A 14,573-nucleotide genomic window follows, 5' to 3' on the forward strand; every position below is an offset into this window, starting at 1 on the left:
GGATGGACGGGCGGCGAGTCCCCGGCAGGCCGTAGGGTTACGGCCACACGCGTCGGCCGGCGGCGCGGCGAGACGAGAAGGAAGCGGACAGCCACGATGACGGTTCCCCTGCCGACCGCGACGACCCGATGGCGCTGCGCCCTGTGCGGCAACCTCACCCGGTTCGACGTGACGCGTTCCTCGAAGGTCGTCGAGTACGTCCACCTCGACCTGGCGGGCGAGCCGACGGTGGAGGAGCGCGAGGTGGTCAGTGAGACCATCGAGTCGGTGCGCTGCCGCTGGTGCAACGCGGTGGACCAGGTGGAACTCGTGGACAGGCCGGGTGCCGGCTCCTGAGCGGAGCGGCCCCGGAGAAGTAGCAGACATAGTGGGGTGTGACGGATGGTGGAGACCACAGGCGGGGGGCCGGGCGACGGCACCGCTGAGGTGCTTGACCGTCCGCTGCCCGACGGCGTGCGCCGTCGGGTCGTGCAGATCGTCTCGGACGGCTTCGGCGGGCTGACCGTGGTGGAACTGCCCGCCCAGTTGAGACAGTACGCCCGGTTCGCCCCCAATCGCCGCGCGAAGTTCGCCGGGAACGCGATGGCGGCGGCGCTGGAGACCGATCCGCTCTTCCGGCAGCGGATCGGGGAGAAGTTCAGAGAGGCTCAGCCGGAACTCGCCGGTGCTCTCGACTCCGGCTCCCCGCCCCCGGCCGCGGACCCGCTCGACGTGGCGGCCGCGGCCTATGTACTGCGCCCGTCCGGCTGGGTGAAGCTGGTCACCGCGGCCGGCGAGGAGGCCCAGCGCGCCGACGCCGAGCGGGCGGACGAGGAGAGCCGGGCCGAACTGGAGCGGCTGCGCGGCGAGCTCGCCCAGGCCCGTGACCACACCCGCGCCGAGACCGAACGGCTGCGCACGGAGCTGGAGTCGGCCAAGAAGGAAGCCGAATCACTTCACCGTAAGCTGCGTGCCGCCCTCAGCGATGTGAAGCGGGGCGAGGCCGCGCTGCGCAAGGCGCAGGGCGAGATCGACGCCGTGCGCGCGGAGGCGCACCGGCAGGTGTCGACCGCCGAGAGCGAGTCCCGCCGGCTCAAGGCCCGCCTGGGTGAGGCGGAGGCCGCGCTGGAGGCCACCCGCCGTGCGGCCCGCGAGGGCCGCAGCGTGGAGGACATGCGGGTGCGGCTGCTGCTGGACACCCTGCTGGAGGCCACCCAGGGGCTGCGCCGTGAACTCGCCCTGCCTCCGGTGTCCGTGCGGCCCGCCGAGACGGTCGACGCGGTCGAACCGGGACGAATGACCCCGAAGGACATCGCGGCGCGCGCCCTGTCCGAGCACGATCCGGCCATCCTCGACCAGTTGCTCGCACTGCCGCAGGCGCATCTGGTGGTCGACGGCTACAACGTCACCAAGACCGGCTATCCGCAGATGCCGCTGGAGAAGCAGCGGCTCAGGCTGCTCGGCCAGCTGTCGGCGCTCGCCGCCCAGACCGGCGCCGAGGTGACGTGTGTCTTCGACGGCGCCGAGCTGGCGGCCCCGGTGCTGCTCGCGCCGCCGCGCGGGGTCAGGGTGCTGTTCTCCAAGCCGGGGGTCACGGCCGACGAACTGATCCGCCAGCTCGTGCGCGCGGAGCCGCCGGGCCGTCCGGTCATCGTCGCCTCCACCGACCGGGAGGTGGCCGACGGGGTCGCCAAGGCGGGTGCCCGACCGGTCGCGTCCGCGGTGCTTCTCAAGCGACTGTCCTGAAGGTCCAACGGGCATACGTAATGCCCGAATTGGCCGTATCGTCACGCGACGTTGTGTCAACCGCACATCACCCCATGTGAGTTCTGTGCAAAGAATGCATTGCGTGATGGGATTTTCTGGTGAGAGGATTTGAACTGATCACAACTGGGTCACTAGGGTCTGGGCTCGAACCTCCGAACGGGTGATCACTCACTCACTCACAAGAAGGAGTTCGTCCTCCGTGGCGTCCCACCGTCGACCCAAGCAGCAGAGTCGCGCCCGCGTGACCGTGCTGACCACCGCAGCCGCCGCAGCCGTCGTCCTGAGCGCGAATGCCGCCAATGCCGCGCCGAAGCTCAGCAAGGACCAGGTGAAGGCCAAGGTCGACAAGCTGTACGAGGAGGCCGAGCAGGCCACCGAGAAGTACAACGGGGCGAAGGAGAAGCAGCAGAAGCTGCAGAAGGAAATATCCACGATCCAGGACAATGTCGCCCGGGGCCAGCAGGACCTCAACAAGCTCCGCGACGGCCTGGGTTCGCTGGCCACCTCGCAGTACCGCTCGGGCGGCATCGACCCCTCGGTCCAGCTCTTCCTGTCGTCCAACCCGGACGACTTCCTCGACAAGGCCTCCACCCTCGACCAGCTGAGCGCCCAGCAGGTCGACGCACTGAAGAAGATTCAGGACAAACAGCGCGAACTCGCCCAGGAGCGGGCCGAGGCCACCGAGAAGCTCAAGGACCTCTCCTCCACGCGCACCGAGCTGGAGAACAAGAAGAAGGAAGTCCAGGGCAAGCTCGCCGACGCGCAGAAGCTCCTCAACACCCTGACGGCCAAGGAGAAGGCGGACCTGGCCGCGCAGCAGCAGCGCGCCGACCGCTCCTCCAGCGAGCGGGCGAACCTGGGTGACACCCCGCCGGCCTCCGGCCGCGCCGGGGCGGCCTTCTCCGCCGCCCAGAGCCAGATCGGCAAGCCCTACGTCTACGGCGCCACCGGACCGTCCTCCTTCGACTGCTCGGGCCTGACCTCCTGGGCCTATGCCCAGGCCGGCGTCTCCATCCCGCGCACCTCCGAGGCGCAGGCGAACATCGGCCCCCACCTCTCCATGAGCCAGCTTCAGGTCGGCGACCTGGTGTTCTTCTACGGCGACCTGCACCACGTCGGCCTCTACGCCGGCAACGGCCAGGTGCTGCACGCCCCGCACACCGGTGCCGTGGTCCGCTACGAGGCGATGGCCGACATGCCGTTCCAGTTCGGCGTCCGGGTCTGAGACAACCGCGACACCCGCACACGGTGACGTCCGAACGGGCGAATCCCACGGACCGAGGCTGACTCCACGCCCCGCCCATGACCTGCGTCAGGGGCGGGGCGGTGCCGTTTTGTGCCGCCACCGGCTTGGCTCGGCGCCCTTCCCTGCGGCTACTGTCTGCCGCGTTTCCCCGGCGCCGGGGCCTCCCCGTCCCCAGGCGCCGGGGGAGCGGTATCCGTCCGCCAGCAGAAGGACTGCCGTGGGGTCTCATCGCCGCCTTGCCTCGTCCGGATTCGACCGGGGCGCCACCGCCCTGTGCGTGCTGTCGGCCGCGGCCGCCGCACTCGGCGCCGTACCGGCGCACGCCGCGCCGCGCGGCGACACCCGTGCCGAGGTGGACCGTCTCTACCAGGAGGCCGAGCGGGCGACCCAGGCCTACGACAAGGCCCAGGAGCAGGAGGGCACGCTGCGCCGCGAGGTGCGCGAGTCCCAGGACCGCGTCGCGCGGCTGCAGCAGCGCATCAACGGCCTGCGCGAGCAGCTCGGTTCGCTGGCGGGCGCCCAGTACCGCGCGGGTGCCCTCGACCCGGCCGTCGCGCTGCTGTTCTCCGACGACCCCGACGACTATCTCGACAAGGCGTCCACCCTCGACCGCATCGGCGCCCAGCAGGCCGGCAGGTTGCGGGAGTTGCGCACCGCGCTGCGGGACCTCACCCAGGAGCGCGCCGAGGCGGCCGGCAGGCTCGGCACGCTGGAGAAGAGCCGCAGAGCGGTGGCCGCGCACAAGCGGACCGTGGAGACCAAGCTCGCCAAGGCCCGGCAGGTGCTCAACTCGATGCCCGCCGCCGACCGGGCCGCCTACGACCGGGCGTCGCGCTCCGACGGCCCCGACCGCCTCGACCTGCACCTGCCCGACCTGACCGGTGCCGTCCTCCCCGACGCCCGAGCCGCAGCCGCGGTGGCCGCCGCCCGCTCCGCTCTCGGCCGCCCGTATGTGTGGGGCGCCAACGGCCCGGGGGGCTTCGACTGTTCGGGCCTGATGCAGTGGTCGTACGCGCACGCCGGGATCCAGCTGCCGCGCACCTCGCAGGAGCAGCGCTTCGCCGGCCGGCAGATCCCGCTGTCCGAGGCCCGCCCCGGCGACCTGGTGGTCTACCGCTCCGACGCCAGCCACGTCGGGATGTACGTCGGCAACGGCCAGGTCATCCACGCGCCCTATCCGGGAGCGGCGGTGCGCTACGACCCGGTCGGGATGATGCCGATCTCGTCGGTGACCCGGCCCTGACCGCGCCGCTCGCCGTTACGATCGGGAAATGGCTGGTCGCAGACGGGGGTGGAGCATCGGGGCCGTGTGCCTCGGTCTGCTGCTGTCCCCGACCGGGTGTGGCGGCACGGGGACCGACGCGGCCCGTACCGAGGTGCAGCACCTGCTCGACCGGCGCTCGGCCGCCCTCCTCGGCCACGACGAGACGGCGTACGACGCGACGGGCGTCCGGAGCGGGTACACCCGGCTGCGCGCCCTCCCGCTGGCCTCCTGGAGCTACCAGGTCACTGCTGTGCGCCGCACCCCCTCCGGTGCCACCGCCGACGCCGACCTGGACTACCGCGTCGCCGGGTACGACAAGGCCCCGGTCGACGTCCGCCGCACCCTCACCCTCGGCCGCACCGCCGACGGCAAGTGGTACGTCACCTCCGACAGGCCCGCGACGGGCACCGGGCAGCAGCTCTGGGACCAGGGTCCGGTGACCGCCGTGAAGGGCGCGCACAGCCTGGTGCTGGGCACCGGCCTGACGGCCGCCGGGCTGAGCGGTTACGCGACCCTCGCCGACCGTGCGGTCCCGGCCGTCTCCCGGGCCTGGGGCACCGGCTGGAGCCGCCATGTCGTCGTCCTCGTCCCGCGGTCCCTGAAGGACATGGGGGGACTGCTCGGCTCGCCCGCCGCCAACTACCGGGGCATCGCGGCCGTCACCACCGGTGAGGCGGGAGGGTCCGGCCGGGCGCCCGCGGACCGGGTGGTCGTCAACCCGGAGGCGTACGCCGTCCTCGGCGACACCGGCAAGCAGGTGGTGCTCACCCACGAGACCACCCACGTGGCCACCCGCGCGCAGACCACCGCCGCCACCCCGCTGTGGCTCTCCGAGGGCTACGCGGACTGGATCGGCTATCTCGGCACCGGCCGCACCCCCACCGAGGCCGCGCCGGAACTGACCCGCGCCGTCCAGGACGGTCACGCGCCCATGGAACTGCCCTCCGACAAGGACTTCGGCTTCACCAGCGAACCGGCCGAGCTGGCGCAGGCCTACGAGAGCGGCTGGCTGGCCTGCCGGATGATCGCGGCCCACTGGGGCGCGGCCCGGCTCGGCGCCTTCTACCGCGCCGTGGGCGCCCACGGCAAGCGGGCCGGTGCCGTCGAGGACGCCCTGAAGAAGGTGCTCGGCACCACGCCGGGGGCGTTCACCGAGCGGTGGCGCGCCTACGTCAGGGCGCAGCTCGGCTGAGCGCCCCGACCGCGTCCGAAGGAGGCCCACCCTGCGCCGCAGGAAAGCCAGGAGGGTGTGGAAGCGGACGTGGTCGGTGACCGAGGGCGGCGGGGGAGCGCAAGGCGCTGCTGCGGCGGGCCGGGGGAGCGGGAGGGCACCGAGGTCTCCCCGGTGCGCGCCGGCCGAGTCAGGAGGAGACCGGGGTCCGCCGGGGCCGGACGGGCCGGGGCGGCACGGGCGTGGCGGGGGCCGGGGGCACCGTCGAGCGCCACAGCCGGCGAACCGCCGAGAGCGAGGCCACGACCAGCAGGCCGTTGCGCACCGCCATCAGCAGGACGCCGTAGCGGTCGCTCACCACCACGTGCGAGAAGCCGAGCGGGAACTCCAGAACCGTCACGAAGGACGCGGCCACCACCATCAGGGCGGGCGCCCCCATCCGGCTCGCCCGGTACGACACACAGACCGCGGCCAGGCCGATCAGCCACACCAGGTACTGCGGGCTGATCACCCGGCTGGTGACCGTGAACAGCAGGACGGCGCTGAAGGCCGCGTCCGCGAGCGTGTGCGGCGCCGTCAGGTCCGCACGCAGCCGCCACAGCAGCAGCCAGCCGAACGCGGCCCCGGTCAACGCCAGCGCCGCCGCGCTGACCTGCTCCACGTACGGGCCGACGAACTCGACCGAGCCGTAGTTCAGCAGCACCTCGCCCGGCCAGCCGAAGTACCGGGCCACATGGAAGACCAGGCCGCCCAGCGACTCCACCTCGGTGCCCCGCTCCCGCTGGAACGTCAGGAAGGCGAAGGCGCCCGGCACGGACACCGCGAACAGCGCCGTCAGGCCGGTCCCCGTCACCGCCGCCGACGCCCACGCCCGCCGCCGCACGGCCCCGACCAGCAGCAGCGCGGGCCACACCTTCAGCAGCGCCCCGAACGCGGCCAGCGCGCCCATCACCCGTGGCCGCCGGGCCCCGGCGGCCAGCGCCGCCACGGCCACCGCGGTCACCATCACGTCGTAGCGTGCGTACACCGTCGGGCCGAGCAGCGGCGCGCCGGCCGCCCACACCCAGGCGCCGCGCGGCGACCGGCCGGGGCGCCGGCCCGGACCCAGCAGCAGCGCGAGCACGACCGCGTCGGCGAGGAACGCCAGCACGAAGAAGGCGTGCGCGTAGGACAGGAAGGGCAGGACGGCCGGGGAGAGGACCGCCAGGGCGGCGGCCGGCGGGTACTGCCAGGTCACATCGTCCAGCGGAAACGTTCCTTGACGCAGTACCTCGTACCAGCCGCGGTAGATCACCGACACGTCCGAGGTGACGTCCGGGCCCGGGAAGGCGTACACGCCGAAGACGAACAGCAGCAGTACCACCCGGGTGACGCCCCAGGTCGCGAGCAGCCATACCAGGGACCGCGCGGTGCCCTTCGTCTCCACGTGCTCCCCTGCCGTTCGACTTCCGCTTCGATGGACGCGTCGCGGACCATGATGTCCTGCCCGGCTGTGCGCCTGCCACAGACTCGGCCGCGCCCGGACCATTGGGTAGGGTCGGCGGCGATGCACAAGACCCTCATCGTCACCAACGACTTCCCGCCCCGGCCGGGCGGCATCCAGGCCTTCCTGCACAACATGGCCCTCCGCCTGGACCCCGGCCGGCTGGTCGTCTACGCCTCCACCTGGAAGCGCGGCCGGGAGGGCGTCGAGGCCACCGCCGCCTTCGACGCCGAGCAGCCCTTCACCGTCGTACGCGACCGTACGACCATGCTGCTGCCGACGCCGCAGGCGACCCGGCGGGCGGTGCGGCTGCTGCGCGAGCACGGCTGCACCTCGGTGTGGTTCGGCGCGGCGGCCCCGCTCGGCCTCATGGCCCCGGCCCTGCGCAAGGCCGGCGCCGGGCGGCTGGTGGCCACCACCCACGGCCACGAGGCCGGCTGGGCCCAGCTGCCCGCCGCCCGGCAGCTGCTGCGCCGGATCGGCGACTCGACGGACACGCTCACCTATCTCGGCGAGTACACCCGCTCCCGCATCGCCACCGCGCTCACCCCGCAGGCCGCGAGCCGCATGGTCCAGCTGCCGCCCGGCGTCGACGAGAAGACCTTCCACCCCGACTCCGGCGGCGACGAGATCCGCGCCCGCCTGGGACTCACCGACCGCCCGGTCGTGGTCTGCGTCTCCCGTCTGGTCCCGCGCAAGGGGCAGGACACCCTCATCCAGGCCATGCCCCGCATCCTCGCCGCCGAGCCGGACACCGTCCTGCTGATCGTGGGCGGCGGGCCGTACGAGCGCGATCTGCGGCGGATGGCGGCCGAGACCGGTGTGGGCGGCTCCGTGTGCTTCACCGGCGCCGTCCCCTGGTCCGAACTCCCCGCCCACTACGGTGCCGGCGACGTCTTCGCCATGCCCTGCCGTACCCGCCGGGGCGGTCTGGACGTGGAGGGCCTGGGCATCGTCTACCTGGAGGCCTCGGCGACCGGTCTGCCGGTGGTGGCGGGGGATTCGGGCGGGGCGCCGGACGCGGTCCTGGACGGCGAGACCGGCTGGGTCGTCAGGGGCGGCTCCCCCGAGGAGGCCGCCGACCGCATCGTGCCCCTGCTGGCCGATCCCGGCCTGCGCCGCCGCATGGGCGAGCGAGGCCGCCAGTGGGTCGAGGAGAAGTGGCGCTGGGACCTGCTCGCCGAGCGGCTCAAGAACTTGCTGTAGGGCAAACGCTCGTCCCCTTGGCGGAACCGGAAAATCCGCCCATGCTGCGCGCATGACACCAAACCTGATGAGACGTCAGCTGACGCGACGTCACATACTCGGTATGGCAGCGCTGCAGACAGCGGCTGCCCTCGGTTTCACCCGTATAGGACTCCAGTCAGCCAAGGCCACCGAGCCCGACACGGTCGAAAACGCGCTGGCGATAGTCGTCGGCTCCGGCTACGGCGCCGCCGTGGCCGCCCTCCGCCTCGGCCAGGCAGGCCTGCGCACCCTCGTCCTCGAAATGGGCCGCCTGTGGAACACCACCGGCAGCGACGGCAGGATCTTCTGCTCCACGACCGCCCCCGACCAGCGCTCCATGTGGTTCCGCACCCGCACCGAGGCCCCGCTCGCCACCTTCCTGTGGCTGGACGTGGTCAACAAGGACATCGGCCCCTACCCCGGCGCCCTGGACCGCGTGCACTACGACAACATGTCCGTCTACGTCGGCCGCGGCGTGGGCGGCGGCTCCCTCGTCAACGGCGGGATGGCGGTCACGCCCCTGAAGTCCTACTTCACCGAGCAGTTCCCGACCGTGGACGCCGACGAGATGTACGGCACCTACTACCCGCGCGCCCGCGCCATGCTCGGCGTCAACACGATCGATCCGGCGTGGTTCGAGTCCACCGAGTGGTACCGGTTCACCCGCACCTCCCGGAAGGCCGCCGGCAACGCGGGCCTGAAGACCACCTTCGTGCCGAACGTCTACGACTTCGGCTACATGCAGCAGGAAGCCGCCGGTACGGCCACGCGGTCCGCCCTCGCCGGCGAGGTCATCTACGGCAACAACCACGGCAAGCGCAGCCTCGACAAGACCTACCTGGCCGCCGCCCTCGGGACCGGCAACGTCACCCTCCACACCCTGGAGAAGGTGACGTCGGTCAGCCGGGCGGGCGACGGGTCGTACGTCCTGACCGCCGACCGGATCGACACCACCGGCGCGGTCGTCGAGACCAGGCAGTACAGCTGCACGTATCTCTTCCTCGGCGGCGGCAGCCTCGGCACCACCGAACTCCTCGTCCGGGCCCGGGACACCGGCACCCTGCCCGACCTGAACCCCGCGGTGGGCGCGGGCTGGGGCACCAACGGCAACACCATGCTCGGCCGGGCCAACCACGTCTGGGACACCGTCGGCGCCAACGAGGCCACCATGCCGGTGATGGGCATCGACGACTGGGCCAACACCGACAACCCGGTCTTCGCCGAGATCGCCCCGCTGCCCATGGGCTTCGAGCACTGGATCAGCCTCTACCTGGCGATCACCAAGAACCCGGAACGGGCCTCCTTCACCTACGACTCCGCCTCGGGCGCGGTGAAGCTCGGCTGGAGCGCCGCCCAGAGCGCGGTGTCGGTGAGCATGGCCAAGAAGCTGTTCGACCGGATCAACCTGGCCAACGCGACCATCTACCGCTACGACCTGTTCGGCTCCACGAGCAAGGTCTTCGCGGACGACTTCACGTACCACCCCCTCGGCGGCTGCGTCCTCGGGAAGGCGACCGACGACTACGGCCGGGTGAGGGGGTATCGACGCCTCTATGTCACCGACGGTTCGCTCGTGCCCGGCAACATCGGCGTGAACCCCTTCGTCACCATCACCGCGCTCGCCGAACGCACGATGGCGCGGGTCCTCGCCGAGGACACCGCGCCATGAGGCGACTGCCGGACTACTTCTGGTAGATGGCCTCGACCTCGTCCGCGTAGTCCTTCGCCACCACGTTCCGCTTGAGCTTCAGCGACGGGGTGAGGTGGCCCGACTCCTCCGTGAACTGGGAGGACAGAATGCGGAACTTCCGCACCGATTCCGCCTTCGACACCGCGGCGTTGCCGTCGTCGACCGCCGTCTGGATCGCCGCCTGCAGATCCGGGTCGTCCTTCAGCGACGCCGCGGTGGCACCCGCCGGCTTGCCGTGCTCGGCCGCCCAACGGCCGAGGAACTCCTCGTCGATGGTGACCAGCGCGCCCACGAACGGCCGCCCGTCGCCCACCACCATGCACTCCGCGACCAGCGCGTGCGCCCGGATCCGGTCCTCGATCACCGCCGGGGCCACGTTCTTGCCGCCCGCGGTGACGATGATCTCCTTCTTCCGGCCGGTGATCCTGAGGTAGCCGTCCTCGTCCAGGGTGCCGATGTCACCGGTGTGGAACCAGCCGTCGGCCAGCGCCTCCGCGGTCGCGCCCGGGTTGTTCCAGTACTCCTTGAACAGGTGCTCGCCGTGCAGCAGCACCTCGCCGTCGTCCGCTATCCGCACCACCGAGCCCGGCAGCGGCTGGCCGACCGTGCCGATCTTCTGCCGGTCCCACGGGTTGAACGCGGTCGCCGCGCAGGACTCGGTGAGGCCGTAGCCCTCCAGCACCGTGAAGCCGATGCCCCGGAAGAAGTGACCGAGCCGCTCGCCCAGCGGGGCACCGCCGGAGATGGCGTACTCGCCCCGGCCGCCGAGGACCGCGCGCAGCTTGCTGTAGACCAGCCTGTCGAAGACCTTGTGCTTGACCTTCAGACCGAACGCCGGGCCGGAGGCGCTGTCCAGCGCCTTGCTGTAGGCGATCGCGGTGTCCGCCGCCTTGTCGAAGACCGCGCCCTTGCCGTCCGCCTGCGCCTTGGCGCGCGCCGAGTTGTACACCTTCTCGAAGACGCGCGGCACACCGAGGACCAGCGTCGGCCGGAAGGCGGCGAGCTCGTCGGTGAGGTGCTTGATGTCCGGGACGCAGCCCAGCTTGATCGGCGCCATCATCGGGGCGATCTGCACGAGCCGGCCGAAGACGTGCGCGAGCGGCAGGAAGAGCAGGACCGAACACTCGCCGGTACGGAACAGGGGGCGCAGCCGCTCCACGATGTTGCCGCACTCGGCGAAGAAGCTGCGGTGGGTGAGCACACAGCCCTTGGGCCGGCCCGTCGTCCCGCTCGTGTAGACGATCGTCGCCGCATCGTCGGCCTTGGCGAGCGAGCCGCGCTCCTCGACCGTCTCGTCCGACACGTCCTGCCCGAGCCGGCCCAGCTCCTCCAGGCCCCCGGCCTCGATCTGCCAGACGTGCTTCAGCGCGGGCAGCGACTCACGCACCGACTCCACGGCCGCCGCGTGGCTGTCCAGTTCCACCACGCACGCGGTCGCGCCCGAGTCCGACAGGATCCACTGCACCTGCTCCGGCGAGCTGGTCTCGTACACCGGCACCGTGATCGCGCCCGCGCTCCAGATCGCGAAGTCCAGGAGCGTCCACTCGTAACGGGTGCGCGACATCAGGCCCACCCGGTCGCCCGGCTGCACCCCGGCGGCGATGAGGCCCTTGGCGGCGGTGTGCACCTCGGCCAGGAACTCCCGGGCCGTCACGTCCTGCCAGGCGCCGGCCACCTTGCGGGCGATGACGGCGACGTCCGGATGCTGCGCGGCGTTTCTGCGGACGATGTCGGTCAGATTGCCGTCCGCAGGGACCTCGTACAAAGCCGGAAGGCTGAACTCGCGCAAGACTGCTGCTCCTCATAGGGCGCCGGCGCCACGACACTGTGTGATGCGACGGTGCGGTCCACGGCTCGGGCAAGTGCTCGGGAATTCAGCTGTTGAAATCCAGAGCACGACTGGACTGCCCGGACGTTACCCGTCGGTATGGCGTTCCCGACAGGGGGTTCCGGCGAGATGTTCGCTGCGTCACACATGTTGGCTTTCCTTCGCGCACAGTAGTCCACGGCTGAACCGACCGGCGAGTAACCGCAGGCGGGACCGACACTGTTCACGCACATCCCACGGGCCTACGCTTGATCACCATGGCATCCACACCCTCCGGCAACCGAAGGACACGCGTCCACGTGGTCAGTGACGTGCACGGCAACGCCCGTGACCTGGCCCTGGCGGGCGAGGGTGCCGACGCCCTGATCTGCCTGGGTGACCTTGTGCTCTTCCTCGACTACGCCGACCACTCGCGCGGCATCTTCCCCGACCTGTTCGGCAAGGAGAACGCCGACCGGATCGTCGAGCTGCGCACCGCCCGCCGCTTCGAGGAGGCCCGTGAGTTCGGCGCCCGGCTGTGGGCCGGCATCGGCGCCGACCGGGCCACGGCCATCGAGAGGGCGGTGCGCAAACAGTACGCCGAGATGTTCGCCGCGTTCCCCACCCCGACGTACGCCACCTACGGCAACGTCGACATGCCGCCCCTGTGGCGGGAGTACGCCCGGCCCGGCACCACCGTCCTCGACGGCCAGCGGGTCGAGATCGGCGGCTGGACCTTCGGCTTCGTCGGAGGCGGCCTGCGGACCCCCATGCGGACGCCGTACGAGATCAGCGACGAGGAGTACGCCGCGAAGATCGAGGCGGTCGGCGAGGTCGACGTGCTGTGCACCCACATCCCGCCGGAGGTGCCCGAGCTGGTCTACGACACCGTCGCCCGCCGCTTCGAACGCGGCAGCCGCGCCCTGCTGGCCGCGATCCGCCGCACGAGACCCCGCTACTCGCTCTTCGGCCACGTCCATCAGCCGCTCGCGCGCCGGATGCGGATCGGCGCGACGGAGTGCGTGAACGTGGGCCACTTCGCCGGAACGGGCCGCCCCTGGGCGCTCGAATGGTGATCGACGAGCCATCGAGGGGCGTCGGCAGGCCATGGCGGGCGATCGGCGGGACATGGGGTGAAGGCGGCAGGTCGGCGGCGCGGTAGCCTTCACGCTGCACACACGTGCGCACGACGACCTCTGTACCGGCCCGCATCTGGAGGAGCCACGGCGATGGCGGAACACACCAGCTCGAGCATCACGATCGAGGCGGCACCGGCCGACGTCATGGGGGTGATCGCCGACTTCGCCCGCTACCCGGACTGGACGGGTGAGGTGAAGGAGGCGGAGGTCCTCAAGACCGACGACCAGGGCCGCGCCGAGCAGGTACGCCTCGTCATGGACGCGGGGGCGATCAAGGACGACCAGACGCTGGCCTACACCTGGACTGGCGACAACGAGGTCTCCTGGACCCTGGTCAAGTCCCAGATGCTGCGCTCCCTGGACGGCTCGTACGTCCTCCAGCCCAGCGGCCCCGGCGCCACCGAGGTCACCTACCTCCTGACCGTCGACGTCAAGATCCCCATGCTCGGCATGATCAAGCGCAAGGCGGAGAAGGTCATCATCGACCGCGCGCTCGCGGGTCTGAAGAAGAGGGTGGAGTCGGGGGAGAAGTAGTCACCCCGTTCGGACCCCGCGCGCGGCGGTACCGTTCAGCCTCATGCGCACCATCCTGATCACGGGTCCCGGCGGCAGCGGCCGTACCACGGTCGCCGCCGCCACCGCGTTCGCCGCCGCCCGTGAGGGCACCCGCACCCTCCTCCTCAGTGCCGACAACGCCGACACCCTGGGCGCAGCACTGGGCTCCGCGACAGGACCGGCCCCCCGCCAGGCCGCCCCGAACCTCACCACCTGGCGCCCGGACGCCGCCGAACGCTTCCGCCAGGACCTCACCGCCTTCCAGACCCGCGCCGCGAACGTCCTCGACCTGCTCGGCGCCGCCCGGCTGGACGCCGAGGAGGTCACCCCGCTGCCCGGCGCCGAGGAGCTGTCCTTCCTGCGTGCGCTCCGGGACGCCGCCCTCTCCGAGCGCTACGACCTCCTCGTCGTCGACCTCCCGCCCCTCCCGCAGGCCCTCGCCCTGCTCGCCCTCCCCGAGGAACTGCGCCGCTACCTGCGCCGCCTGCTCCCGCCCGAGCGGCAGGCGGCCCGTGCCCTGCGCCCGGTCCTCGGCCGGCTGGCCGGTGTCCCCATGCCCGCCGACTGGCTGTACGAGACGGCGGCCCGCTGGGACGTCGAACTGGCCGCCGTCGAGGCCGTCCTCACCGACCGGAACACCGCCGTGCGCCTGGTCGCCGAACCCGGCCCGGCCGGCGCCGACGCCGTACGCGCCGCCCGCCTGGGCCTTGCCCTGCGCGCCCTGCGCACGGAGGCCCTGATCGCCAACCGCGTCCTTCCCGAGGCCACCGGCGACAGCTGGTTCTCCTCCCTCCTGGCCCAGCAGCGCAAGACGCTCGCCGAGTGGCAGGAGGAGCCGTACGACGTCCACCCCGTCCCCCACCTCGGCCGCGACCCGCGCGGCACCGACGACCTCTCGGCCCTCGCCCTGCCCGCCGTCAACCCGTCGCCCGCCCCGGCCGAGTGGCCCGTCGCCGACCGGATCGCCGAGGACGGGGTGCTGGTCTGGCACATCCCGCTGCCCGGCGCCATACGCGACGAGCTGGACCTGATCCGGCGCGGCGACGAACTCGTCATCACCGCGGGCCCCTTCCGCCGGCTCGTCCCGCTGCCCTCCGCGCTGCGCCGCTGCACCGTCGCAGGTGCCGCCCTGCGCGAGGGCGCACTGCGCATCCGCTTCGCCCCGGACCCCGATCTGTGGCCCGCCGGCGGACGGTGAACCGGGCACGCCCGTTCGGGTAACGTCGTAAAGGCGAACCGTAGTCA

At 71.9% G+C, this 14,573-nt stretch carries 12 protein-coding genes; 10 read left to right on the top strand and 2 right to left on the bottom strand.

The window, feature by feature from the left end; all coding sequences use genetic code 11:
• The first annotated feature begins 96 nt into the window (after nt 1–96).
• The 5 genes from ACZ7GZ_RS10445 (at nt 97) to ACZ7GZ_RS10465 (ending at nt 5,448) form a co-directional block, all read left to right on the top strand.
• Nucleotides 97–336, top strand: a complete 240-nt coding sequence (locus ACZ7GZ_RS10445; RefSeq protein WP_029382693.1) for a hypothetical protein — start codon at nt 97–99, stop codon at nt 334–336.
• A gap of 45 nt (nt 337–381) precedes the next feature.
• Complete coding sequence (locus ACZ7GZ_RS10450) at nt 382–1,725, top strand: NYN domain-containing protein (RefSeq protein WP_471022672.1); 1,344 nt, start codon at nt 382–384, stop codon at nt 1,723–1,725.
• A gap of 220 nt (nt 1,726–1,945) precedes the next feature.
• Nucleotides 1,946–2,971: a C40 family peptidase gene (locus tag ACZ7GZ_RS10455; RefSeq protein ID WP_471022673.1), complete on the top strand. Its 1,026-nt coding sequence runs from the start codon at nt 1,946–1,948 to the stop codon at nt 2,969–2,971.
• 238 nt (nt 2,972–3,209) lie between these two features.
• Nucleotides 3,210–4,235, top strand: coding sequence for a C40 family peptidase (locus tag ACZ7GZ_RS10460; protein ID WP_471022675.1), 1,026 nt, complete (start codon nt 3,210–3,212; stop codon nt 4,233–4,235).
• A gap of 28 nt (nt 4,236–4,263) precedes the next feature.
• On the top strand, nt 4,264–5,448 hold the full coding sequence (locus ACZ7GZ_RS10465) for a hypothetical protein (protein WP_471022676.1): 1,185 nt from the start codon (nt 4,264–4,266) through the stop codon (nt 5,446–5,448).
• A gap of 169 nt (nt 5,449–5,617) precedes the next feature.
• On the opposite strand, the gene ACZ7GZ_RS10470 is transcribed toward ACZ7GZ_RS10465, so the two are convergent.
• The gene (locus tag ACZ7GZ_RS10470; RefSeq protein ID WP_471022679.1) at nt 5,618–6,853 is read right to left on the bottom strand and encodes a glycosyltransferase 87 family protein; all 1,236 of its coding nucleotides are present in this window, start codon (nt 6,851–6,853) and stop codon (nt 5,618–5,620) included.
• 120 nt (nt 6,854–6,973) lie between these two features.
• Between ACZ7GZ_RS10470 and ACZ7GZ_RS10475 the strand changes: the two genes are divergently transcribed.
• A complete protein-coding gene (locus tag ACZ7GZ_RS10475) occupies nt 6,974–8,116 on the top strand; it encodes a glycosyltransferase family 4 protein (RefSeq protein ID WP_471022680.1) in 1,143 nt (380 codons plus the stop codon).
• Between the two features lie 67 nt (nt 8,117–8,183).
• Nucleotides 8,184–9,806: a GMC oxidoreductase gene (locus ACZ7GZ_RS10480; protein WP_471022681.1), complete on the top strand. Its 1,623-nt coding sequence runs from the start codon at nt 8,184–8,186 to the stop codon at nt 9,804–9,806.
• A gap of 13 nt (nt 9,807–9,819) precedes the next feature.
• Here ACZ7GZ_RS10480 and ACZ7GZ_RS10485 read toward each other — a convergent pair whose 3' ends face one another.
• Entirely contained in the window at nt 9,820–11,616 is a 1,797-nt protein-coding gene (locus tag ACZ7GZ_RS10485) for an AMP-dependent synthetase/ligase (RefSeq protein ID WP_471022684.1), read from the bottom strand.
• A gap of 296 nt (nt 11,617–11,912) precedes the next feature.
• On the opposite strand from ACZ7GZ_RS10485, the gene ACZ7GZ_RS10490 reads away from it, so the two are divergent.
• The 3 genes from ACZ7GZ_RS10490 (at nt 11,913) to ACZ7GZ_RS10500 (ending at nt 14,526) form a co-directional block, all read left to right on the top strand.
• The gene (locus ACZ7GZ_RS10490; RefSeq protein WP_471022685.1) at nt 11,913–12,710 is read left to right on the top strand and encodes a metallophosphoesterase family protein; all 798 of its coding nucleotides are present in this window, start codon (nt 11,913–11,915) and stop codon (nt 12,708–12,710) included.
• 153 nt (nt 12,711–12,863) lie between these two features.
• A complete protein-coding gene (locus ACZ7GZ_RS10495) occupies nt 12,864–13,307 on the top strand; it encodes an SRPBCC family protein (protein ID WP_471022686.1) in 444 nt (147 codons plus the stop codon).
• A gap of 43 nt (nt 13,308–13,350) precedes the next feature.
• Nucleotides 13,351–14,526 (top strand): ArsA family ATPase, encoded by a 1,176-nt coding sequence (locus ACZ7GZ_RS10500; RefSeq protein ID WP_471022688.1) that lies wholly within the window; start codon nt 13,351–13,353, stop codon nt 14,524–14,526.
• The last annotated feature ends 47 nt before the right edge of the window (nt 14,527–14,573 follow it).

The sequence above is a fragment of the Streptomyces sp. NPDC037288 genome, assembly GCF_055603265.1.

Bases quoted from the DNA above. Each gene is read 5' to 3' on its own strand.
- ACZ7GZ_RS10480 (WP_471022681.1), top strand. From the start codon at position 8,184: ATGAGACGTCAGCTGACGCGACGTCACATACTCGGTATGGCAGCGCTG.
- ACZ7GZ_RS10450 (WP_471022672.1), top strand. From the start codon at position 382: ATGGTGGAGACCACAGGCGGGGGGCCGGGCGACGGCACCGCTGAGGTG.
- ACZ7GZ_RS10490 (WP_471022685.1), top strand. From the start codon at position 11,913: ATGGCATCCACACCCTCCGGCAACCGAAGGACACGCGTCCACGTGGTC.
- ACZ7GZ_RS10495 (WP_471022686.1), top strand. From the start codon at position 12,864: ATGGCGGAACACACCAGCTCGAGCATCACGATCGAGGCGGCACCGGCC.
- ACZ7GZ_RS10465 (WP_471022676.1), top strand. From the start codon at position 4,264: ATGGCTGGTCGCAGACGGGGGTGGAGCATCGGGGCCGTGTGCCTCGGT.
- ACZ7GZ_RS10500 (WP_471022688.1), top strand. From the start codon at position 13,351: ATGCGCACCATCCTGATCACGGGTCCCGGCGGCAGCGGCCGTACCACG.
- ACZ7GZ_RS10445 (WP_029382693.1), top strand. From the start codon at position 97: ATGACGGTTCCCCTGCCGACCGCGACGACCCGATGGCGCTGCGCCCTG.
- ACZ7GZ_RS10475 (WP_471022680.1), top strand. From the start codon at position 6,974: ATGCACAAGACCCTCATCGTCACCAACGACTTCCCGCCCCGGCCGGGC.